15 protein-coding genes are annotated in these 22,908 nt (G+C 71.0%); 9 read left to right on the top strand and 6 right to left on the bottom strand.

Annotated features, from left to right (window positions below):
* Nucleotides 1–261: 261 nt before the first annotated feature.
* The 5 genes from xylA (at nt 262) to B9S64_RS26960 (ending at nt 6,071) form a co-directional block, all read left to right on the top strand.
* On the top strand, nt 262–1,431 hold the full coding sequence (gene xylA, locus B9S64_RS26980) for a xylose isomerase (RefSeq protein WP_103490482.1): 1,170 nt from the start codon (nt 262–264) through the stop codon (nt 1,429–1,431).
* Between the two features lie 146 nt (nt 1,432–1,577).
* Entirely contained in the window at nt 1,578–2,840 is a 1,263-nt protein-coding gene (locus B9S64_RS26975) for a sugar ABC transporter substrate-binding protein (RefSeq protein WP_103493712.1), read from the top strand.
* An 11-nt stretch (nt 2,841–2,851) separates the two neighbouring features.
* The gene (locus B9S64_RS26970) at nt 2,852–3,820 is read left to right on the top strand and encodes a carbohydrate ABC transporter permease (RefSeq protein WP_103493711.1); all 969 of its coding nucleotides are present in this window, start codon (nt 2,852–2,854) and stop codon (nt 3,818–3,820) included.
* A 5-nt stretch (nt 3,821–3,825) separates the two neighbouring features.
* Nucleotides 3,826–4,683 (top strand): carbohydrate ABC transporter permease, encoded by an 858-nt coding sequence (locus B9S64_RS26965; RefSeq protein WP_103493726.1) that lies wholly within the window; start codon nt 3,826–3,828, stop codon nt 4,681–4,683.
* A gap of 8 nt (nt 4,684–4,691) precedes the next feature.
* A complete protein-coding gene (locus B9S64_RS26960; protein WP_103493710.1) occupies nt 4,692–6,071 on the top strand; it encodes a GH1 family beta-glucosidase in 1,380 nt (459 codons plus the stop codon).
* 181 nt (nt 6,072–6,252) lie between these two features.
* Here B9S64_RS26960 and B9S64_RS26955 read toward each other — a convergent pair whose 3' ends face one another.
* On the bottom strand, nt 6,253–7,482 hold the full coding sequence (locus tag B9S64_RS26955) for an ROK family protein (RefSeq protein ID WP_103493709.1): 1,230 nt from the start codon (nt 7,480–7,482) through the stop codon (nt 6,253–6,255).
* 179 nt (nt 7,483–7,661) lie between these two features.
* Nucleotides 7,662–10,376, bottom strand: a complete 2,715-nt coding sequence (gene acnA, locus B9S64_RS26945) for an aconitate hydratase AcnA (RefSeq protein WP_103493708.1) — start codon at nt 10,374–10,376, stop codon at nt 7,662–7,664.
* A 494-nt stretch (nt 10,377–10,870) separates the two neighbouring features.
* Between acnA and B9S64_RS26940 the strand changes: the two genes are divergently transcribed.
* Nucleotides 10,871–12,400: a UDP-N-acetylglucosamine 1-carboxyvinyltransferase gene (locus B9S64_RS26940; protein ID WP_103493707.1), complete on the top strand. Its 1,530-nt coding sequence runs from the start codon at nt 10,871–10,873 to the stop codon at nt 12,398–12,400.
* Between the two features lie 346 nt (nt 12,401–12,746).
* Here B9S64_RS26940 and B9S64_RS26935 read toward each other — a convergent pair whose 3' ends face one another.
* From B9S64_RS26935 to B9S64_RS26920, 4 genes are read right to left on the bottom strand one after another with little or no spacing between them, the layout of a single operon-like run.
* Nucleotides 12,747–14,006, bottom strand: a complete 1,260-nt coding sequence (locus B9S64_RS26935) for a TIGR02679 family protein (RefSeq protein WP_219818816.1) — start codon at nt 14,004–14,006, stop codon at nt 12,747–12,749.
* The gene (locus B9S64_RS26930) at nt 13,997–18,112 is read right to left on the bottom strand and encodes a TIGR02680 family protein (protein ID WP_103493706.1); all 4,116 of its coding nucleotides are present in this window, start codon (nt 18,110–18,112) and stop codon (nt 13,997–13,999) included. The genes B9S64_RS26935 and B9S64_RS26930 overlap by 10 nt, the downstream gene beginning before the upstream one ends.
* Nucleotides 18,109–19,341, bottom strand: coding sequence for a TIGR02678 family protein (locus B9S64_RS26925; protein ID WP_103493705.1), 1,233 nt, complete (start codon nt 19,339–19,341; stop codon nt 18,109–18,111). The genes B9S64_RS26930 and B9S64_RS26925 overlap by 4 nt, the downstream gene beginning before the upstream one ends.
* Entirely contained in the window at nt 19,338–20,948 is a 1,611-nt protein-coding gene (locus B9S64_RS26920) for a TIGR02677 family protein (protein WP_103493704.1), read from the bottom strand. Before B9S64_RS26920 ends, B9S64_RS26925 begins: the two co-directional genes overlap by 4 nt.
* Before the next feature lie 271 nt (nt 20,949–21,219).
* On the opposite strand from B9S64_RS26920, the gene B9S64_RS35230 reads away from it, so the two are divergent.
* The 3 genes from B9S64_RS35230 (at nt 21,220) to B9S64_RS26910 (ending at nt 22,829) form a co-directional block, all read left to right on the top strand.
* Nucleotides 21,220–21,486, top strand: coding sequence for a protein kinase (locus B9S64_RS35230; RefSeq protein WP_258038066.1), 267 nt, complete (start codon nt 21,220–21,222; stop codon nt 21,484–21,486).
* A 202-nt stretch (nt 21,487–21,688) separates the two neighbouring features.
* The gene (locus tag B9S64_RS35225; protein WP_258038065.1) at nt 21,689–22,306 is read left to right on the top strand and encodes a hypothetical protein; all 618 of its coding nucleotides are present in this window, start codon (nt 21,689–21,691) and stop codon (nt 22,304–22,306) included.
* Nucleotides 22,307–22,427: 121 nt separating this feature from the next.
* On the top strand, nt 22,428–22,829 hold the full coding sequence (locus tag B9S64_RS26910; protein WP_258038064.1) for a hypothetical protein: 402 nt from the start codon (nt 22,428–22,430) through the stop codon (nt 22,827–22,829).
* Nucleotides 22,830–22,908 lie beyond the last annotated feature (79 nt).

Genomic DNA, 22,908 nt, shown 5'->3' with positions numbered 1-22,908 from the left:
CGGCTGCGGGTCCTCTCGATTTTGATCGTACACAAAACAAATATGGCCGACAGGCCGGTGCATGGCGGGAATTCCCGCATTGCCCGGCTAGTCACCCCAGGTGAAGCGCTTCCGAGCAGCCATGTTCGCGCCATGTGACCGAAACATTACGGAAACGGTCTAGAAACCCCGAACGGGATGGCGTATTAGTACTCCAAGCAAACAAATTGGGTCCGACCGGCGGAGCAGCCGGGCGGCCCTCGTCGGACAAGAGGCTGAGCTATGCCGGAGCGCTTCACTCCCACTCCTGAGGACGGGTTCACGTTCGGTCTGTGGACGGTGGGCTGGCGGGGGAACGATCCGTTCGGTGAGGCGACGCGGCCGGTGCTGGATCCGGTGGAGTCGGTGGAGCGGCTGGCGGAGCTGGGTGCGCACGGGGTGACGTTCCATGACGACGACCTGATTCCGTTCGGTGCGGACGAGGGGGAGCGGGCCCGGTTGGTGGGGCGGTTCAGGGCGGCGTTGGAGCGCACCGGGATGAAGGTGCCGATGGCGACGACGAATCTGTTCACGCATCCGGTGTTCAAGGACGGGGGGTTCACGTCGAACGACCGTGACGTGCGCCGGTTCGCGTTGCGGAAGGTGATCCGGAACATCGATCTCGCGGTCGAGCTGGGTGCGGGGACGTATGTGGCGTGGGGCGGGCGTGAGGGTGCGGAGTCGGGGGCGGCGAAGGACGTGCGGCTGGCGCTGGACCGGATGAAGGAGGCCTTCGACCTGCTGGGCGAGTACGTCACCGGGCAGGGCTACGACCTGCGGTTCGCGATCGAGCCGAAGCCGAACGAGCCCCGTGGGGACATCCTCCTGCCCACGATCGGGCACGCTCTGGCGTTCATCGAGCGGCTGGAGCGGCCGGAGCTGGTGGGGGTGAACCCGGAGACCGGGCACGAGCAGATGGCCGGGCTGAACTTCCCGCACGGCATCGCGCAGGCCCTGTGGGCGGGCAAGCTCTTCCACATCGACCTCAACGGCCAGTCCGGGATCAAGTACGACCAGGACTTCCGTTTCGGCGCGGGCGACCTGCGCCAGGCGTTCTGGCTGGTCGATCTCCTGGAGAGCGCCGGGTGGGACGGGCCGCGCCACTTCGACTTCAAGCCGGTACGCACCGACGGCATCGACGGGGTGTGGGAGTCCGCGAAGAACTGCATGCGCAACTACCTCATCCTCAAGGAACGCGCCGCCGCCTTCCGCGCCGACCCCGCCGTCCAGGACGCCCTGACCGCCTCCCGCCTGGACGAACTCGCCCGCCCCACCGCCGACGACGGCCTCAAGGCACTCCTCGCCGACCGCACCGCCTACGAGGACTTCGACGCCGACACCGCCGCCCAGCGCTCCATGGCCTTCGAAACCCTCGACCAACTCGCCATGGACCACCTCCTCAACGTCCGCTGACACCCGGTGTCCGGCGGCGGTCAGCCGCCGGACACCCCCGGTCCTCCCCCGCCGTGACACCGCCGGATCCGGCGCCGGGGCTTGACGAACTCCCGTGGGAGCGTTCCCATGGGGCCCGGCCACCCTCTCACCGCAAGGGCACCACCGTGACAGAACCCTCCCCGGACGGGCGGACCCGACGCCGCGGCCGCCGCACCAGGCGGATCGTCGTCCCCCTCACCGTCGTCTCCGCGATCGTCGCCGGCACCGTCCTCTCGGGCTGCGGCCGGCAGCAGGACCCGGACGTCTACACCGTCATGAACTCCTCGACCGACGAGTCCTACCACCGCTGGGACGGGGACACCCTGAAGCGGTGCGGCAAGGAGCTCGGGATCACCATCGAGCAGCAGAGCGTGCCGGCCTCGCAGCTGATGACGAAGGCGCTGCGGATGGCGTCCTCGAAGTCGCTGCCGGACGTCCTCCAGCTGGACGCCTCCGAGATGCCGACGTTCGCCGAGGCCGGCGGCCTGATCCCGCTGAAGGACCTCGGGCTGACCACGACGGACATCCCGGACGGCATCGTCGACTTCGGCTCGTACGGGGGGAAGTACTACGGGGCGGCGCGCACGGTGAACACCCTGGCGCTGTTCTACAACAAGGACACCCTCGACGAGGCCGGGCTGGCGGTGCCCACCACCTGGGACGAGATGCGGGAGACGGCCGCGAAGCTGACCCAGGGCAAGCGGTACGGGCTGGCGCTGAGCGCGGGCGGCGCGGAGGACGGTGTCTTCCAGTTCACCCCGTTCATGTGGTCCAACGGCGGCGACGAGACGAAGCTCGACAGCCCCGAGGTGGCCGGCGCGCTGGACTACTGGAAGGCGCTGCTGAAGGACGGCTCGCTCTCCAAGTCCACGGTCAACTGGACCCAGGCCGATGTGAACGACCAGTTCATGGCGGGCAACGCGGCCATGATGATCAACGGCCCCTGGCAGGTCGAGACCCTGAACGCCAAGAAGGGCCTCGACTGGGGCATCGCCGAGATCCCGGTACCGAAGGCGGGCGACGACTCGGTCGGCCCGCTGGGCGGCGGAATCCTGACCGTGCCCAACACCGGTGACGGCGAGCGCGAGAAGAAGGCCGCCGAGATCATCGGCTGCATGGCGGGTGAGCAGGAGCAGATCACCTACGCCCTGAACAGCTGGATGGTCCCGGCGAACACCAAGGCCGCCGCCGTCTGGCGTACGAAGGCCCCGGAGCTGGCGGCCCTGGCCGGACAGGTCTCCACGGCCCGGTCCCGCACCGCGAAGGTCGGCGCGCGGTGGTCGTCGGTGTCGCTCGCCCTGCAGAGCGCCTTCCAGTCCGCCCTCACCGGCGAGTCCAGCGAAGCCGCGCTGAGCCGCGCCCAGCAGCGCGTCACGAGCGGGAACTGAGGTAACGAACCATGGCATCCACCACAGCCTCCGCCGCGCTCCCGGCCGACCCGAAGACCGCCGGCGCCGGTGCGGCCGAGAAGCCGCCGAGCCCGCTGCGCGCCAAGCGGCGCCGGCAGCTCGCCCAGTGGGGGTTCATCGCCCCCGCCGTGATCTTCATGGCCCTGTTCTTCGGCTACCCGCTCGTCCGCAACATCGTGATGAGCTTCCAGGACTACTCACCGTCCACCTTCTTCACCGGCGAGGCGCCGTTCAACGGCCTGGACAACTGGCGCAACGTCTTCGACGACGGGCTCTTCGGCAAGGCCCTGTGGCAGACGATCCTCTTCACCGTCGGATCGCTGGCCGGGCAGTTCTGCATCGGGCTCGCCCTGGCCGTCTTCTTCAGCCGCCGCTTCCCGCTGAACGGGATCCTGCGCTCGCTGATCCTGCTGCCGTGGCTCGTCCCGATGGTGGTCTCCGGCATCGTCTGGCGGCGCATCTTCGACCAGGACACCGGGGTGCTCAACTCCTTCCTGGGCACGCTGGGTCTCGGCGGTGACACCCCCTGGCTGACCAGCACGAGCATGGCACTGGTCTCGGTGATCCTGGTGAACATCTGGATCGGCATCCCGTTCAACATGGTGATCCTCTACGGCGGACTCCAGGAGGTCCCCAAGGAACTGCACGAGGCGGCGGCCCTGGACGGCGCGTCCGCCTGGCGAACGTTCCGCTCGGTGACGCTGCCGGTGCTCAAGCCCGTCATCACCGTGGTGCTGGTGCTCGGCTTCATGTCGACGGTCAAGATCCTCGACCTGGTCCTCGCGCTCACCGACGGCGGACCCGCCGACTCCACACAGACGCTCGGCACCCTCACCTACCAGAACTCCTTCGTCCAGATGGACTTCGGCGCCGGTGCCGTCGTCGGCAACGTCCTGATCCTGATCTCCGCCGTCTTCGCGGTGTTCTACCTGCGGGCCAACCGCAACGAGGGGAAGTGACCGGCATGGCGACCACCACCCAGACCCCCGCCGCCCCGGCTCCCGCCACCGTCCACCGCACCGGGCGCCGCTGGGGTGCCACCGTCCTCGGCGTCGTCATCCTCGCCGTGATGCTGTTCCCGCTGTACTGGATGGTCAACACCGCGCTCCAGCCGGACGCCTCGCTGGTCGACGTGGCCCCGGTGCCGACGGGGGTGGACCTCTCCGGCTTCTCCTCGGCCCTCGCCGACCAGGGCACCAACCTGCTGACGTCACTGGCCGTGGCGCTCGGCGCGGTGGCCATCTGCCTGGCGGTCTCGGCGCCCGCCGCGTACGGGCTGGCGCAGTTCGGGCTGCGCGGCGGCAGGACGATCGTCTTCGGCACGCTCATCACCCAGATGGTGCCGGGCATCGTCATCGCCAACGCCCTCTACAGCGCGTACGTGGACCTCGGGCTGGTCAACTCCTACTTCGGGCTGATGCTGGCGGACGCCTCGCTGGGCATCCCGTTCGCGATCGTGCTGATGCGCGCGTTCATGGTGTCCATCCCGCGCGAGGTCATCGAGGCCGCCGAGGTGGACGGCGCGGGCCGGGTCCGTACGTTCGTCCGGGTCGTCCTGCCGATGAGCCGCAACTCCCTGATCACCGCCGGGCTGTTCTCGTTCCTCTACGCGTGGAGCGACTTCATGTTCGCGCTGACGCTGAACACCACGGACGACGTCAAGCCGATCACGCTCGGCATCTACCAGTACATCGGGGCGCACGTCGGCGACTGGGGTTCGGTCATGGCCGCCTCGGTGCTCTCCGCGGTGCCCGCCGCGGTCCTCCTCGTCCTGTCCCAGAAGTACATCGCCGCCGGAATCACCGGCGGCTCCGTCAAGTAAGGGTTTCCATGAGTGACTTCCCGGTCTTCCCGTCCGGTTTCGTCTTCGGCGCGGCCACGGCCTCGTACCAGATCGAGGGCGCCGCCCAGGAGGACGGCCGCGGCCCGTCCATCTGGGACACCTACAGCCACACCCCTGGGCGCACGGACGGCGGCGACACGGGTGACGTGGCGTGCGACCACTACCACCGCTACCCCGAGGACGTGGCGCTGCTGCGCGACCTGGGCGTGGACTCGTACCGCTTCTCGGTCTCCTGGTCCCGCGTCCAGCCCGACGGCGGCGGGGCGGTCAATCCCAAGGGGCTGGACTTCTACTCCCGGCTGGTCGACTCCCTCCTGGAGGCGGGCATCGAGCCGGCGGCCACCCTGTATCACTGGGACCTGCCGCAGGCCCTGGAGGACAAGGGCGGCTGGCGAATACGGGAGACGGCGGAGCGGTTCGGCGAGTACAGCGCGCTCATGGCCGAGCACCTGGGCGACCGCGTGCCGCGCTGGATCACCCTCAACGAGCCCTGGTGCAGCGCGTTCCTGGGCTACTCCGTGGGCCGGCACGCGCCGGGCGCCCAGGAGGGGCGCGGGGCGCTGGCCGCCGCGCACCACCTGCTGGTCGGCCACGGCCACGCGATGACGGCACTGCGCGCGGCGGGGGTCCGGGAGGCGGGCATCACGCTGAACCTGGACCGCAACGTGCCGGCCACCGAGTCGGACGCCGACCTCGCGGCCGTCGTCCGGGCCGACACCCAGCACAACCTGGTGTGGACCGAGCCGCTGCTCGCGGGCCGCTACCCGGCCACCGAGGAGGAGACCTGGGGCGAGCTGATCACGGGTGCGGACTTCCGCCGGGAAGGCGATCTGGAGCTGATCTCCCAGCCGTTGGACTTCCTCGGCATCAACTACTACCGGCCGATCGTGATCGCCGCCGCCCCGCACCGCGAGGCCGACCCCGCGCTGCGGGTGGCCACGGACAACCGGTACGCGGAGGGGAGTTACCCGGACGTCCGCAGGACGGCGATGGGCTGGCCGGTCGTCCCGCACACCTTCACCGACCTGCTGACCGCGCTGAAGCAGACGTACGGTGAGGCGCTTCCACCGGTGCACATCACGGAGAACGGCTCGGCGGAGTACGACACCGTCGAGGCGGACGGCTCGGTCCACGACACGGACCGGGTGGAGTACCTGCGCGACCACCTGACGGCGCTGCGGGCGGCCATGGACGCGGGCGTGGACGTCCGGGGCTACTACGTGTGGTCGCTGCTGGACAACTTCGAGTGGGCCCTCGGGTACGCGAAGCGGTTCGGGATCGTCCGGGTCGACTACGACACCCTGGAGCGCACCCCGAAGGACAGCTACCGCTGGTATCAGCAGCTGATCGCGGCCCACCGGCCGTAGCCGGGGGCCGGTCCGGGGCGGCTCCGGGGCTGGTCCAGGGGGCCGGGTCCGGGGGGCCGGGTCCGGGGCTTCCGTCCAGGGGCTTCCCGAGCGGGGGCGTACGCGTCGCACCACGGCGCGTACGCCCCCGCTCGCGTGTGTGCGACAGGAACGGGCGTGCGACAGGAGCGCGCGTGCACCGTCACCGCACCGCGTACGCCGCCGGGTTCTCCATCAGCTCGTACATCACCCGGGCCGCCGCGCCCCTGGCCGCGTCCCCGGAGAGCGACGAGGCCCGTAGCCGGCTGCCGTCGGCGTGCCAGCGGCCCGAGACCACCCGGGTGGTGAGCTGGGCGTCGGCGGACCGCTCCAGCCACGGCATGAGGGTGCGGTAGATCCCGCCCAGCACGACCGCCTCGGGGTCGAAGAGGTTGACCGCGCCGGCCAGTACCACTCCCATCCGGTCCCCCGCCGTGGCGAGGGATTCCACGGCCCTGGCGTCCCCGGCGGCGGCGCGCTGCTCCAGCTCCGCGATGCCCCGTACCCCCTGGCCCGGATCGATCCCGGCCGCCGCGAGCAGGGCGGCCCGTCCGGCGTACTGCTCCAGGCAGCCGTGCGCACCGCAGCGGCACAGGGGGCCCTGCGGGTCGACGACCACATGGCCGATCTCCCCCGCGAACCCGTGGGCGCCCCGCAGCATCTGACCGTTCAGCACGAGTGCGCCGCCCACGCCGATCTCACCGGTGAGATAGAGGAAGGTGCGGATGCCCCCGAGCCCTCCGAACCAGTACTCGGCCAGGGCGGCGAGGTTGGCCTCGTTGTCGGAGCCGACGGGCAGCGCGCCCCCGGTCGGGCGCAGGGTGCCCAGGGCCTGCCCGAAGATGCCCTCGGCGGCGACCCGGCTCCAGCCCAGGTTGGGCGCCTGGCGGACGACGCCGCCGGACACCAGGCCGGGCAGGGCCAGTTCGACGCCGACGACGCGCAGGTCCTGTTCGCGGGTGGAGGCGATGACCCGGTTGGTGAGCCGGGCCGCGTGGGCGAGCACCTCGGCGGGCGGGACGCCGCGGTGGTCGGTGTGTTCGGTGACCCGGACCCGGTCGGTACCGGTGAGATCGACGGCGCACACCGACACGTAGTCGATGTTGATCTCCACTCCGAGCCCGGCGGGACCCGTACGGGAGACGGTGAGGACGGTGCCGGGGCGTCCGGCGGAGCCGCTGGAGGTCTTGCCGGACTCGCTCAGGCAGCCGAGTTCGAGGAGTTCCTCGACGAGGGAGGAGACGGCGGCCCGGGTGAGCCCGACGAGACTCGCCACCCTGGCCCGGGTGACCTCGCCCTCCTCGCGCACGGTGCGCAGCACCAGGCTGAGGTTGTGGCGCCGCACGGACTCGTGCCCGGCCTTGGCGGCGGGCGAGGTGAGGGACTTGTTCATGGCCTGTCGAGCCTAGCGTCCGGACGGGGCCGGACCATGGAGCGGGGACGGGGGACGGGGCCCGGCATGGGCCTCGGGGAGCAGGGGACGGGGCCCGGCGTGGGCCTCGGGGAGCAGGGGGCGGGGCACGGCGAAGGGCCGCACCCACGGGGTGCGGCCCTCACGCGCTTCCTGGGTCCTTACTTGCGGATCAGGCTGCGGAGCACGTACTGCAGGATGCCGCCGTTGCGGTAGTAGTCCGCCTCACCGGGGGTGTCGATGCGGACGACGCCGTCGAACTCCACACCGGTGTCGGTGGTGACCTTGACGGTGCGCGGCGTGGTGCCGTTGTTCAGCTCGGTCACTCCGGTGAAGGAGAAGGACTCCTCGCCGGTCAGTCCGAGGGTCTCGGCGGTCTGGCCCTCCGGGTACTGGAGCGGGAGGACGCCCATGCCGATGAGGTTCGAGCGGTGGATGCGCTCATACGACTCGGCGATGACGGCCTTGACGCCGAGGAGCGCGGTGCCCTTGGCGGCCCAGTCGCGGGACGAGCCGGAGCCGTACTCCTTGCCCGCCAGGATCACCAGCGGGGTGCCCGCGGCCTGGTAGTTCCGCGAGGCGTCGTAGATGAACGACACCGGACCGCCGGCCTGGGTGAAGTCGCGGGTGTAGCCGCCCTCGGTACCCGGCGCGATCTGGTTGCGCAGGCGGATGTTGGCGAAGGTCCCGCGGATCATGACCTCGTGGTTGCCACGGCGCGAGCCGTAGGAGTTGAAGTCGCGGCGCTCGATGCCGTGCTCCGTGAGGTACGTGCCGGCCGGGGTGTCGGCCTTGATCGCACCGGCCGGGGAGATGTGGTCGGTGGTGACCGAGTCGCCGAGCTTGGCCAGGACACGGGCGCCGGCGATGTCCTCGACCGGGCTCGTCTCCATGGTCATGCCCTCGAAGTACGGGGGCTTGCGCACGTAGGTGGACTCGGAGTCCCACTCGAAGGTGTTGCCGGTGGGGATCGGCAGCGCCTGCCACTGGGCGTCGCCCGCGAAGACGTCCTGGTAGGACTTGTTGAACATGTCCTCGCCGATGGCGTTCGCCACGACGTCGTTGACCTCGGCCTCGGTGGGCCAGATGTCCGCGAGGTGGACGGGCTTGCCGTCCTGGTCGACGCCGAGGGCGTCCTTGGTGATGTCCACCTTCATCGAACCGGCCAGGGCGTACGCGACGACCAGCGGCGGGGACGCCAGGTAGTTCATCTTGACGTCCGGGTTGATCCGGCCCTCGAAGTTACGGTTGCCGGAGAGCACCGAGGTCACGGCCAGGTCGTGCTCGTTGACCGCCTTGGAGACCTCGTCCGGCAGCGGGCCGGAGTTGCCGATGCAGGTGGTGCAGCCGTAGCCGACGAGGTTGAAGCCGACCTTGTCGAGGTACGGGGTCAGGCCTGCCTTGTCGAAGTAGTCGGTGACGACCTTGGAGCCCGGGGCGAGGGTGGTCTTGACCCACGGCTTGCGGGTCAGGCCCTTCTCGACCGCCTTCTTCGCCACGAGGGCGGCGGCGACCATGACGTACGGGTTCGAGGTGTTGGTGCAGGAGGTGATCGCGGCGACGGTGACCGCGCCGTGGTCCAGCTCGTACGTGGTGCCGTCGGGGGCGGTGACGGGGACCGGGTTCGACGGGCCGCCGGGAGCGATCGCCGGGGAGTCGGAGGCCGGGAAGGACTCCTTGCCCGCCTCGTCGACGCAGTCCACGTAGTTGCGCACGTCCTGGGCGAACTGCTGGGAGGCGTTGGCCAGGACGATGCGGTCCTGCGGACGCTTCGGGCCGGCGATGGAGGGGACGACCGTGGAGAGGTCGAGCTCCAGCTTCTCGGAGAAGTCCGGCTCGGCGGCCGGGTCCAGCCAGAGGCCCTGCTCCTTGGCGTACGCCTCGACCAGGGCGACCTGCTGGGCGTCGCGGCCGGTCAGGCGCAGGTAGTTCAGGGTCTCGTCGTCGATCGGGAAGATCGCGGCGGTGGAGCCGAACTCGGGCGACATGTTGCCGATGGTGGCGCGGTTGGCGAGGGAGGTGGCGGCGACGCCCTCACCGTAGAACTCGACGAACTTGCCGACGACGCCGTGCTTGCGGAGCATCTCGGTGATGGTCAGCACGAGGTCGGTGGCGGTGGTGCCGGCCGGCAGCTCGCCGGTCAGCTTGAAGCCGACGACGCGCGGGATGAGCATGGAGACCGGCTGGCCGAGCATCGCGGCCTCGGCCTCGATGCCGCCGACGCCCCAGCCCAGCACACCGAGGCCGTTGACCATGGTGGTGTGCGAGTCGGTGCCGACGAGGGTGTCGGGGTAGGCCTGGCCGCCCCGGACCATGACCGTGCGGGCCAGGTGCTCGATGTTCACCTGGTGGACGATGCCGGTGCCCGGGGGGACGACCTTGAACTCGTCGAAGGCGGTCTGGCCCCAGCGCAGGAACTGGTAGCGCTCCCGGTTGCGACCGTACTCCAGCTCGACGTTCTGCGCGAACGCCTCGTTGGTGCCGAACTTGTCGGCGATGACGGAGTGGTCGATGACCAGCTCGGCCGGGGCCAGCGGGTTGATCTTCGCCGGGTCGCCGCCGAGCTCCTTGACGGCCTCACGCATGGTGGCGAGGTCCACCACGCACGGAACGCCCGTGAAGTCCTGCATGATCACGCGGGCCGGCGTGAACTGGATCTCCTGACTGGGCTGGGCCTGGGAGTCCCATCCGCCCAGCGCACGGATGTGGTCGGCGGTGATGTTCGCGCCGTCCTCGGTGCGGAGCAGGTTCTCCAGCAGCACCTTCAGGCTGTATGGGAGGCGCGCGGAGCCCTCGACCTTGTCCAGCCTGAAGATCTCGTACGACTCGTCGCCCACGCGCAGCGTGCTGCGGGCGTCGAAGCTGTTCGCCGACACGACAGTCTCCTTCTTCAATGTGCGCGTTCAACCGCGCCGCGCCTCATAGGCGGCCGGCGCCGCTCGGTGCCGCCTGCGGCCCCCACCATCCGCTAAGGTAAGGATTAGTTAGGTAACCCTTACCGAGCGGCGGCTGCGGTGCGCCTCGGCAGATATCTCGATGTCGAGATAACTCTAGTACATCACCGCGGCACGGTCATGCCCGGGGACCGGACATCTCCGCACCGCGGAACCCTCACCCACTGTCCCCCTCCCAGGGAAAGGCGGCACCAGGAGATCCGCGCGCCGGCCGACGCGAACGCGGCGAGCGGCCGCGCCCCGCCCGCGACGAGGGCCCGCCGGGCATCACCCGTTCGGCCGAGCCCCGCACGCGGCGGCGTTCGGCCTGAACGACCGTCGAGACAGCGCCCCCGCACGGCCGGGCCGCCCGACGCCCACCCGAACTACACACCCCCGGCTGAGCCTTCATCTCATATCTGAGATAGCGTTCAGGTATGGAAGACGACTACCTCGTACGTATCGGCAAGCTCATCCGTGACGCCCGTCAGCACCGGGGCTGGACACAGACACAGCTCGCCGAGGCGCTCGCCACCAGCCAGAGCGCCGTCAACCGCATCGAGCGCGGCAACCAGAACATCAGCCTTGAGATGATCGCCCGCATCGGTGAAGCCCTCGACAGCGAGATCGTGTCGCTCGGTTACGCCGGGCCGATGCATCTGCGGGTCGTCGGCGGCCGGCGGCTCTCGGGCGCCATCGACGTCAAGACGAGCAAGAACGCCTGTGTCGCCCTGCTCTGCGGGTCCCTGCTCAACAAGGGCCGCACCGTGCTGCGCCGGGTCGCCCGTATCGAGGAGGTCTTCCGGCTGCTGGAGGTCCTCAACTCCATCGGGGTGCGCACCCGTTGGATCAACGACGGCGTGGACCTGGAGATCCTGCCGCCCGCGGAACTGGAGTTGGAGTCCATCGATGCGGACGCCGCGCGCCGGACCCGCTCCATCATCATGTTCCTGGGCCCGCTGCTGCACCGCACGGACCGCTTCACGCTGCCGTACGCCGGCGGCTGCGACCTCGGCACCCGGACCATCGAGCCGCACATGATCGCCCTGCGCCGCTTCGGCCTGGACATCGCGGCCACCGACGGGCTCTACCACGCGCAGGTGGACCACACGGTCCGGCCGGACCGCCCCATCGTCCTGACCGAGCGGGGCGACACGGTGACCGAGAACGCGCTGCTGGCCGCCGCCCGGCACGACGGCACGACCGTCATCCGCAACGCCTCCTCCAACTACATGGTCCAGGACCTCTGCTTCTTCCTGGAAGCGCTCGGCGTACGCGTGGACGGCGTCGGCACGACGACGCTGACCGTGCACGGTGTGCCGGAGATCGACGTGGACGTCGACTACTCCCCCTCCGAGGACCCGGTCGAGGCGATGAGCCTGCTGGCCGCCGCCGTCGTGACGGAGTCGGAGCTGACGATCCGCCGGGTGCCGATCGAGTTCCTGGAGATCGAGCTGGCGGTCCTGGAGGAGATGGGCGTCGACTGCGACCGCACCACGGAGTACGCCGCCGACAACGGCCGCACCCGCCTGGTGGACCTGACGGTCCGGCCCTCCAAACTGGAGGCGCCCATCGACAAGATCCACCCGATGCCGTTCCCGGGCCTGAACATCGACAACGTGCCCTTCTTCGCGGCCATCGCCGCCGCCGCGCACGGCCAGACCCTGATCCACGACTGGGTCTACGACAACCGCGCCATCTACCTCACCGACCTCAACCGCCTCGGCGGCAGGCTCCAACTCCTGGACCCCCACCGCGTCCTGGTGGAAGGCCCGACCCGCTGGCGCGCCGCCGAGATGATGTGCCCGCCCGCCCTGCGCCCGGCGGTGGTGGTCCTGCTGGCGATGATGGCGGCCGAGGGCACGTCGGTGCTGCGGAACGTGTACGTGATCAACCGGGGGTACGAGGAGCTGGCGGAGCGGCTGAACTCGGTGGGGGCGCAGATCGAGATCTTCCGGGACATCTGAAAGCCCGCAAAAATGGCACCGCCACACCCCTTCTGACCTGCACACATGCGGGTCGAGGCGGGGTGTGGCGGAGTCCCTGGGACTTTTCTGGGACTGTGAACCAGGAGCGACGGCTTCCGTCTACCGCGCTCTTCAGGCGATGAGTCATCGAAAGATGTCGGCCTGAGCAGGTGGCGGAAAAGCCGAGTTCAGAGGCCATTTCTCGGCTCGCCGTGCTGCGTGTGGCGGCCTGGAGCGTCAAACGAGCGTCATGGCTGATAGCCGGTGAACAGGCCGCCGAACCCGGAACGGTTCACTCTCAACTGCCCCTGCCCCTGCCCCTGCCCCTGCCGGACGGTCACGATCCTCACGTGAGATCGGACAACAGCAGCTCCAGCTCCCTCTCCTCCTCGACACGAACACCGAGTTCGGCGACGGCCGTAGCGAGTGCGGGCTCCCAGGGGGTCTCCGTCGGGGTGCTGACGAGCGGTGACAACGGAGGTTGGGCACAGCGGAGCACGGCGGCACGGTAGTCCGCGGCCGTGTAGCGCCAGGGCAGCCAGGGGACGCGGCGGCGAAGGACGCCGGCGATCCGGAGCCCTCCCCAGTCGAAGTCCCCGTGGTAGTACAGGGTCGCTCCGTGGTCGTGCAACCCCCGGAGCAGTGTGAGGGCGGCGGCGGAAGGCTGGCCTTGGAGGCAGACCAGGGGCGGGCAGGCAGGGCCGAGCATGTCGGCCGCCGCCGCGAGGACGGTCGGGTTCTCGCAGATCCACACCACGGAATCGGCGACGGCCGGAGGTCTGCGGGTGAGCTGGCGAAGGGTGAGCACACAGGGTTCGCCGTCTTCGGCCAGGCGGTCCAGGGCCGGGGTGCCGCGCAGGTTCAGGGTCAGGACGGTCGAGGACAGCTCGTCCCGCAACAACCCCACCGAGGCCCAGGCCTCACGTCGCCATTCGGCGCCCTGACCATCGTGGAAACCGGTCAGCGCACGTGCCCCGGACAGGGTGAGGGTGGCCAGCGGTGTGCCGTCGTCAAGGGCGTGAGCCCAGCCGAGGACCCGGGCAGCGAAGGCGGGTAGCGAAACGACCGGGACGGCGGGGAGTGCGTACAGGGCGGTACACACACCGGTGAGCAGGTCGAACGTGACCTCTGGTGTGCGCCCCAGACGCCGCGCCAGGCCGTCGGCCCGTATCCGGGCCGCCCACTCCGCAAGCGCGGGGACCGTAGCGACGAGCTGGTCGAGCGGCGTGTGCGCCCTCCCCCAGGCTTCCTCCTCCTCTTGGCGGGCTTGGACGAGCGATGTGACAGGCCCGGTGAGCGCCGCGACCGCGGCGGCGAGGCCGTTCGGGCTGGCGCCCGAACGACGCAGTACAGCGTCGACCGCTTCCAGCCGTACGGTCAGAGACCTGCCGCCACCGGGGGCCCGGGCGAGAAGTCGTTCGGCCGCTGCTCGCTGGGCCGGGGTGGGATCGGCCAGGGACACGGAACCAGTCATGGGCTGCCCGGCCACCAGTCGTCGGCGTGCTCGTTCGACGAGCCAGGAGAGGTCCGGCGTGCCGAGCAGCCTGGCCAGCCGCGGGCTGTCGACTGCTTCGGTGCCGGGCTCAGGCCCGTGGGTCAGCCCCACAGCGACTCGGGCTCCTCAACGCCGGGCGCGTCCTGGAGGGCCTCACGTACGGGGTCCTCGCGGCGCTGCCGTCGCGTGCCGTCCCATTCCCACCGGGTGACGAGGACCGCCGCCACCTCGTCGATCCGGGACAGTTGAGCGATGGCGATGCCGGGCACCTGCGGGTAGCAGGCCCACTCCCGTTCGCTGGTCATGACCACATCGAGGTCAAAGGCGCTCAGGAGGCCGAGGCACTTGGCTCGGGAGTCGTCGTCCACGCCGGCGAACGCCTCGTCCAGGGTGACCAAGCGGGGCGCGTGCGGGCTGCCCGCGCTGGCGTAGTGGGAGGAGGCGGCGGCGAACAGCGGTACGGACACGGCGAGGACGCGTTCACCGCCGGAGGCGGGGCCGGTGGCGGGTACCCAGCGCCCGTGTTGGTGGCGTTCGACGCCGAATTCGTGCCAGGAGCGGTAGTCGAGCGCGGCAGTGAGGTGCTCGAGCCAGCTGCCCGGGCCGTCGTCGGACTGCTGGCGGGCGATCTGGGCCTGGAGGAACTCGCCCACCGCCGCGCGATCCTCCGACGTCCAGGCGTCCGCGGACTGGCGCAGCCTCTCGCGGGCTTGGGCCAGTCCGGACGGGGCCTTGCGCGAGGCCCGCCACACCAGCCGGAGTCTCATCCCGGTGGAGGTGGGGCGATCCTCCAATTCGGTGTTCATGTCCCGCACCTGTCGTTCGGCGGCACCGATGAGTTCCTGGAGGGTGCCGGCGACCTCGGTGATCAGGTGGGTTTCGAGGATCTCGCGTTCGTGCGCGGACAGGATGCGGGTGAGCTCGCCAACCTCCGTGGCGAGTGCTTCGGCGAGTTCGGGCACGGCGCGCTCACGGCCCTGGTAGACGATGTCGACGACCATGCCGTCCTCGACCATGCGGGCGGACGCGCTGTGTCCGTGCCGGGACAGGGTGTCCTGAAGGGCCTTGAGTTCCTCGCTGAGTCGGCGCTGGACGCGTTCCCAGGCCGCGTCCGTGTCGTCGACGGACGACAGGCCGGAGTCGATGGCCCGGGCGAACGCGATGGCCGGGGTCGCGGCCCAGTGGCCGTCGTCCGAGGCGGGGACGGTGACCTCGGCCAGCGCGACCGCGATCAGGCCGGTGGCCGTGAAGCGCCGGAGCGCGGCAATGGCCTCCGCCCGCGCGTCAACGACTTCGGCGAGGTCCTTCTCCAGCTGCTCGATCCGCCCCTCGGCCCGGCTCGCCTCCCGGTCCGCCTGAGCGTGACGCTGCCCGGCGTTCTTCCGGTCGGTCTCACAGATCCGCTGTGCCTGGATGGTCTCGGCGAGGCGCCGTTGGAGTTCGGCGACGGCGGCGCCGACGGTGGAACGCAGAGTCCGGTGCCGCTCATCGGCCGCCGCCGCCTCGCGCGCCGCCTCTTCCGCCCGCTGGGCGAGGTCGACGACCCGCTGCTCCGCCTCGGCCGCCTCGGCACGCTCGTCGTCCACCTGTCGTGCGGCCTCCCCTTGTTCGCGCAGCGCGGGCCACAGAGCCGCCAGCGCGGTGGCGAGGGAGCCGAGGGCGTGACGCACGGCGGTGAGCCCGGCCCGTTCGGCGGGCAGCCCCAGATCAGCGGCAGCCTCGGTGAGCTCGGCGGCAGCCCGCTCGGCGAGCTCGCCCGCCTCGATGCCTTCGGCGGCCCGCCCCTCGTACCGGGTACGGGCCTTGCGTACGGTCTCGGCGGCGGCGCTGACGAGCGCGTGTGCCCTGGTGAGCGGCGACTCGTCGGGGACGTCTGCGAGCTCGGCGTCGAGCGTGCGCCGGCGTGCCGCGATCGCCGCGGACCGAGCCGCGAGGTTCTCCGACTCCTCGCGCAGAGAGATGAGCTCAATGCCGAGCGCCGCGACCCGGGCCCGGCGCGCTGCTTCGCGTGCGCCCTCGCCGATGTACGTGGCGGCGGGCTTGGCCCACGTACCGGTGAGCGCACCGACCCGAAAGCGCCCGTCGGGTGCAGCCCAAGTCGTGGCTCCTCCCCCGCCGTCGAGGCCGATGGCGGCCAGCAGTCGGGTCACCGTCGTCTCGTCCAGGACAGCGGCCCGCCTATCGCCGTACTCCACGGCGGGGCCCAGAACGTCTGCCAGTGAAGGGCCCCTCACCGGTCCGTTCGACGGGGAGAGAAGGACATCGTGTCCGTCCACGGCGAGGGCGGAGCCGTCGGGCAGCACCCAGGCGTCGAGGAGGCCGGAGGCTTCGAGCGCCGCTTCGAGCCCGGCACGGCCGGCTTCGGGCAGTTCGTCACGGAAGTCGACCAGGCGCCAGAGCGGCGCGCCCGGCAGCGTTTCGCGCAGGCCGGGGGTGCGCGTCGCCGGGGGCCGGGGTTCGCGTCCGGCGCCGGCTTCGAGTGCGGTCAGCTCGCGACGGGCCTCGGCGGTGCGCTCTGCCAGCTCCGTGGTCGCGCGGGCGGCTTCGGCCGCCTGGTCGGCGAGGTCCACCGAGCGGGCGGTGTGCGCCCGGGTGGCCGAGACCCGCGCCGGGTAGGGGCCGTCGAGGTGGCGGGTCCACTCCTGGAGTTCGTCCAGGAGGCCCGTCGCGTCGGCGTAGGACAGCTCCTTCCAGGCGCGGGCGCGTTCGCGTACGTCGTCCAGGAGGGCCCGGCCCGCCCGCGCCGCGTTCTCCTCCGCCTCGCCGTGCGTCTCGGCAGCCAGCGCGAGGTCGGTCTCCGCCTCGTCGAGACGGCCCGATGCCCGGCGGTGCTCGGCGGCGGCCTGCTCGGACACTTCGAGACGGCCCTCGATGTGTCCGAGCGCCCGCCGGGCGCGGTCCGTGGCCTCCTCGACGGCCCGCCGCGATTCGGGCTCGGGCAGCGGGTCGTCCGCCGGCAGGGCGACATGCGCGGCGGCTGCCTGCTCCCGCACGTGGGCACAGGTCTCTTCAGCGCGACCCCGCGCCGCACGCAGCCGGTTGTCGGCGGTGCCGAGCCGCCCGAGGGCCTTGGTGTAAAGGGCGTCCGCCTGCTGCTGGTCCTCCCGCGCCCGGTTCGCCGTCTGCCCGGTTCGCGTCGCGGCCTGGGCGGCGTGCTCCAGCTCTCGGGCGTCGCGCATCTCGGGCGCCTCGCGCAGCGCTGCCTCCTGGGCCCGCAGACGTTCACCGGTCTCGGCCAGGGAGCTGATCTCCTCTTCGGCCGCCGCTCGCTTCTCCTCTGCCCGGGTTCGGCGCTCCTGGTCCTCGGCCAGATCTCGCTGCACGCGCTCGTAGCGGGAGTGCTCGGTGCGAGGGAGCCGGGCGCGGCGCCGGGTGGCGATCCGGGCGTACCGCCGGTAGTACTCCAGGAAGGCGGAGGCGGCGCGCTCGGCGGCGGACGCGGCGGCCAGCTCGTCCTTCTCCTCGTCCAGGGAGCGGAAAGCCTCGGCCACGTCGGCGATGACGGCCTGGTCCACGGGCGGCAGCGCCTCGGTGAGGGCGCGGGAGAGAGCGGCTTCGTTGGGCCGCTTGGAGAGCTGAGGCTGGCGCAGCTGGATGAGCAGGTCGACCAGGGCCGCGTAGCGCTGCTCTCCGAGGCCGAAGAGCGCTTCGTCGACGGCCCTGCGGTACGCCTTGGCCTGGTCGTACACCATGCCGTGCCCGGCGACGGCCTCGGCAAGACGGTCCCTGGACAGGGCCGTGCCGGTGGCGTCGAGGAGCCGGAAGCTCTCCTCCGTTCGTTCGGTCGAGCCGTGGTCGACGCGCTGGCGGGTGACGGCGTACCAGTGTCGGGCGATGCCCCGCCCGCTGACGGCCTTGAGCCCGCACAGCAGCGTGCGGAAGTGCTGCTCGCCGGTCGCGTCGTCGAGCCTGCCGAATTCGATCCAGGTGTAGCCGAGTCGTTCGGTGTGCGGGTGCTCGCCACCGAGGAGCAGGTTCCACTCCATCCGCTTGCCCGGGTCGCCGTCGGGTTCGACACGACGCGGACTGAGGTCGCCGTCGAGCAGGAACGGCAGGGTCAGGGCGAGCACTTTGGACTTACCGGTGCCGTTGTTGCCGCGCAGCAGCAGGCGCCCGTCCCGGAAGCGGAACTCCTCCACGTCGTAGTGGAACAGGTCGACGAGCCCGATGCGCAGGGGTTGCCAGCGGGAACGCCGCGGGGTGGGGAGGCGGGTCACGAGGTGGCCTTTCGCTGCGGAGGCACGGGGGCGGAGCCGGGTTCGCGGATGACGGTCTCGCCGACCGCGTACCGGGCTAGGGCGGGTCGCACCACGACCGCGTAGGGGGTACGGGAGACCAGGCCGAGCGCGGCCAGCCGGGCGACGGCCTGTTCAACGAGCTCGGTCTCCATGCCTGGCTCCCGGGCGGACTTCGACCAGAATCCGCCATGCTGGGAGGCGAGTTCACGGACTCGGAGGGCAAGCTCGTCGAGAGCGACGGGGCCGTCGGCGGCGGCCAGGTGCTCGGCGAGCAGCAGGGTGACATGGCCGTAGGTGCCCTGTTCGGGCATGCGGAGGTCAGTGAGGTCGTCTTCGGGGTCGACCATGGCGATCCCCTCGGCCCGCACCTCGGCGACCAGTCCGGTCAGCTCGGTGATCCGGGCGGTGAGGAAGCCGCGCTGCCGGGTGAGGTAGCCGAGTTCGGCGTCGCTCAGGTCGTCGTAGTAGAGCACCGGATCGTCGAGGAGCCTGCGGGTGAGCGAGCGGCGCACCGCGCGGAAGCGCAGCTCGTCGCTGTCCATGGCCGTTTCGGCGACGAGCTCGGCGAGCCGGTCGTCGAAGGCTTCGGCGTGGACGGTGGAGGGCCCGCGGCGGGACGCCAGAAGCCCGGCGAGGACCCGGCGTTCGACGTCGTACAGGACATCGCCCGCCCCTCTGACATATGCCTCTTCCTCGCCCGCGACCCGCCTCAGCACGCCGAGGCCGAGCAGCAGCCGTACGACGGCGGCGAGATCGAGGCGCTCGTCTCGGCGTTCCAGGGCGAACTCGATACCCGTCGCGGCGAGTCGGGGATCGGCGGCGTCGAGGACGATCTGGTCGGCGAGGCGCCCCAGGGCGATCTGTGCCTCGCCGCGTTCGAGGGCGGCGAGCGCGAGGCAGAGCAGGACGTAGCGGCGTCGGGTGAAGGGGGCAGCACCGTGGGTCGTGTCCCGTGCGGGGTGGGTGGGGTCGGTCAGGACACCGGGACTCTTGCGCAGCCGCACGGCTTCCGTGTCCGTCTGGAGCGCCCAGCCGGTGTTGCGGTCGAACCACTCCCGTAGCTCCGACGTGTGCCGGCGGGCGAGGCGGAAATCGTCTGCGTAGCGGCCGCGCGCGAGCAGAAGTGGCTGCTTGAGCAGGGCGCGGGCGGCCTTGCGCAGCTCGGCGGCGTGCTGGCCGTCCAGGACTTCGGCGAGTGGTGTGGTCATCGCCGGGGTTCTCCGTCCGTCGGACGGTCTCCGCCCACCAGGCCGTCTCCGTCCGTCAGGTCGAGGATTTCGATGAGGTGGTCCGGGCCGCTGAAGACTCCGCCGGGGGTACGGACCTCGGCGGTCGTACCGTCGGCGAGTGCGGTGAGTCTGATCTCCATGGAGCCGTCGTTGCTGGTGGCTGTGGTGTGCCGCATGCCGGGCCGCCATGTGGCCAGGGCGTCCCCGAGCAGTTGGAGGAACAGCCCGAAGGAGGCCGGGTCGAGGTCGCCGAGGGCGGACAGACGCGTGACGCCTTCGGTGACGAGCCGGGCACGGGCGGCGGCCGTCTCGGCGGCCTGCTTGGCGGCGGTCTCGGCGAGCGAGCGCCGCAGCTCCTCCCGGTCCTCGACCTTGCGGGGCTTGCCGCGTCGCTCGTAGCTGCCGGTGCGGCGCAGCTGCGGGCTGATGCGCAACGGCTCGGCCGCGGCCCACGGAGTGGCGGCCGGGACGGGCCTCGCCGCCCGGGCGGCGAGGGTGTCGGCGTCGACGGTGAGGTGCCGGGCCGTATAGAGGCCGAAAGCGGCCCGCCACAGCCGGTGCCGGGCATCGTCGTCGGGCGCCTCGGCGAACCAGCGCGCCAGCGTACGGAAGTCGGCCGACCGGTCGGAGCGCCCGGCCCGGCGCTCGTTCAGCGCTCGTACGACGGCGAGGAGCTGGGGAATCGCGCCCAGTGCCCGGCCGCGCAGGAGCCTGGCCTGCGATTCGCGCCCGTCCCTGCTGATGAACCACGCGCCGAGCCCCGACCAGCGGGCGGCCCACCGCTCGTACATCTCCCGCTCCGCGTTCGCGGCCTCCTCGGGCGAGGCGTCGACGGCTTCCCGTCCGGCGGCTGCGCGAAGCAGGGGCTCCACCCTCCCGTCCTCTTCCAGCTCCAGGATCAGCCGCGCGATCCGTCCGCCCAGCGTGATCAGGTCCTGGATGAACCGCTCCAGGTACTGGATGAGCCGATCCTTGTACGCGAGGAAGACCGCCTCTTCGACATCGTGCAGGTCGATGGTCTGCTGGAGCGATCCCATGAAGGCCCGGGCGTTGTCGGCGAGCGCGGCGAACCGGCTGGCCAGCGCGTCGAGCGCCAGATGCGCTTTGGCCGGATCCGGCTGCTCCTCGGCAGCCAGGACGAGAAGGGCGCGAAGCTGGGTGACGATGTCGTGCAGGGCCACGGCCTGGAGGGCACCGCGCCGCCCGAGCGCCTCGTCATAGGCGGACAGCGCCTCCTCGGCGGCCTCCCCCTCCCTCGTGAGCTGGTAGATGAACCGCTTCCGGTAGAAGTCCTCGACCGCGGTCACCCGGGCGGTATCGGGATCGGCCCGCAGATTGCCCCAGCCGACGAGCCTGTCGAGCGCGCCGACGACGGCGTCCGGCTCGGCAGGACGGACATCCGCCGGCAGCGTGGTGTGCACGTCCTCGGGCCGCAGGTGGACCGCAAACCGCTCCTTGGCCGTCAGGAACGCCCGCATCACGTGGCGGTAGAGCGGGGTGTTCGGCACCGTGAGATGAGCGAAGGGGCCGAAGCCCGACGGCTCGGGAAGGGGGCCGGCGGAAGCACTGGAGGCGGTGACAGTCATCGCCGCCATTGTCCCTGAGGCGCGGCAACCTCGGAAAGAGACCGAAATATCCGGCCGATTTACCCCGTTCTGACCGGTTCAGGATGTCAGGACGAAGCCGGAGAAGGGGCGTCTCCCGACCGCCCGCAGGCTGTATCCGTTCGGGGCAAGGGTGGCCTGCCCCGAACGGGACCTTCTGTCGGATACCGCCGATACCCTTGGCTGCAGGCGCGCGACCGTACGCGCGCGGCCATCGCACAGCCTTCGGCAGACCTTCGAGGTGGGGACCAGAGTGAACGCAACGCCGCTGAGCCCGGACGATCCGGCCGAGCTGGGCAGGTTCACGCTGCTGGGACAGATCGGCCACGGCGGCATGGGCCAGGTCTACCTCGGCGAGTCCGCCGCCGGGGAAGCCGTCGCGGTGAAGGTGATCAAACCCACGGTCGTCAATTCGGAGACCCGGCAGCGGTTCGCCCAGGAGATCGAGGTCCTCAAGACGGTCTGGGGACCGCGCGTCGCCGCGTTCGTGAAGGCCGACACGGAGTCGGAGCAGCCGTAGCTCGCGACCGAGTATGTGGAGGGACCCGACCTGCGTCGGCTCCTCGACACCCGGGGTGCTCTGTCGCCCCTGGCAGCCGCTTCGCTCGGAGCGACCCTTGCCGAGCTCTGGCCGGAGTCCACAGCCAAGGGCTGCTGCACAGGGACCTCAAGCCGGCGAACATCCTGCTCGGCCGAACGGGGAGAAGCCGCTGACGGCCCCGGTGGACGTGTATGCGCTCGGGGCGGTCCTGCTCTTCATGAGCACGGGCCACTATCCGTACCAGGCCGACAACGTGCAGGTGCTGTTCAGCCACATCATCAACCCCGACAAGGCCCCCGACCTGTCGGGAGCACCCGGAGAACTGGTCGGTCTCCTGTCGTCCATGCTCCGGTACGCGCAGCACGACCGTCCGACGATGGACGAGGTCGTCACCCGGTGCGTGGCGGTCATCAAGGCGCACGGGGCGACCGTGGCCCAGGCCCGACGGCAGCTGGCCTCCCTCGCCCAGGTCGCGTACGCACCGCCGGCACCCTCCCCCGTACCGGCCCCGGCTCTGCGGCCCACCGACGCCGAGACCTTCGCCGAGGCGTGGACTCTCCTCGCCCCGAAACCGGCGGCCACGGCGCCGTCCGTCCCACTGTCGCAGCCGTCCGCCACCCGTACCCACCCGCCGGGCTACACCCCGACGGCAGCGGTGACCGCCCCCGACGCCGAGCCCACGGCCGAAGCCGCACCACAGCCCACGCCTCCGCCGCCTCCCGGCCCCCGCCGTTCCGCCGCCGCGCTCCGGATCGCGGCACGGTTGCGGGAGACGTACGCGTCGACGGCGCCGTTCTGAGCGGGGCAGCAGGCCGCGAGGCTCCAGGGCGCGCCGGACCGAGATGGCCCTGGCCCCTTGTCCGGAGCCGTGGCCCGCACGAAGATCTACACAGTTCAGCAGCTATCAGGAGGTACCGCGGGTGACCGCCCAGCAGTCCAGTCGGCCGTCCGGTGGGCAGCCCGCCCCGGGCACCGGTACAAGTCTCCCGCCCGGCGCCCAGATCGTCGTGCGCGACGAGGAATGGCTGGTCAAGAACGTCACCCGGACCGATCACGACGGCGACCGCATCGAGGCCGTCGGGATCTCCGAGTTCGTCCGCGATCAGGAGGCCGTCTTCTTTACCGGCCTGGAGCGCACCCGCGACGGCGCGCCCGGTATCGAGCTGATGGACCCCGCCAAGACCACGCTGATCAGCGACGACTCACCGAACTTCCGCCGCAGCCGGCTCTTCCTCGAAGCGATCCTGCGCAAAACCCCACTGCCCCAGGCCGAGCGCGGCCTGGCCCTCGCCGACAGCTTTCTCCTCGACCCGCTCCCCTAACCGTCGGCTCGACGCATATCCACTCCGGTTCCATCCCGAAGTACGAAAGTGGCGCCGTCCCTCGGACCGCAACCGTACG

The sequence above is a fragment of the Streptomyces sp. SM18 genome (genome assembly GCF_002910775.2).
Lineage (GTDB): Bacteria > Actinomycetota > Actinomycetes > Streptomycetales > Streptomycetaceae > Streptomyces > Streptomyces halstedii.
The sequence above is the reverse complement of the archived record's forward strand: the minus strand, read 5'-3'. Positions and strand labels throughout refer to the sequence as shown.

Bases quoted from the DNA above. Each gene is read 5' to 3' on its own strand.
- xylA (WP_103490482.1), top strand. From the start codon at position 262: ATGCCGGAGCGCTTCACTCCCACTCCTGAGGACGGGTTCACGTTCGGT.
- B9S64_RS26970 (WP_103493711.1), top strand. From the start codon at position 2,852: ATGGCATCCACCACAGCCTCCGCCGCGCTCCCGGCCGACCCGAAGACC.
- B9S64_RS26965 (WP_103493726.1), top strand. From the start codon at position 3,826: ATGGCGACCACCACCCAGACCCCCGCCGCCCCGGCTCCCGCCACCGTC.
- B9S64_RS26960 (WP_103493710.1), top strand. From the start codon at position 4,692: ATGAGTGACTTCCCGGTCTTCCCGTCCGGTTTCGTCTTCGGCGCGGCC.
- B9S64_RS26955 (WP_103493709.1), bottom strand. From the start codon at position 7,482: ATGAACAAGTCCCTCACCTCGCCCGCCGCCAAGGCCGGGCACGAGTCC.
- B9S64_RS26940 (WP_103493707.1), top strand. From the start codon at position 10,871: ATGGAAGACGACTACCTCGTACGTATCGGCAAGCTCATCCGTGACGCC.
- B9S64_RS26925 (WP_103493705.1), bottom strand. From the start codon at position 19,341: ATGACCACACCACTCGCCGAAGTCCTGGACGGCCAGCACGCCGCCGAG.
- B9S64_RS26920 (WP_103493704.1), bottom strand. From the start codon at position 20,948: ATGACTGTCACCGCCTCCAGTGCTTCCGCCGGCCCCCTTCCCGAGCCG.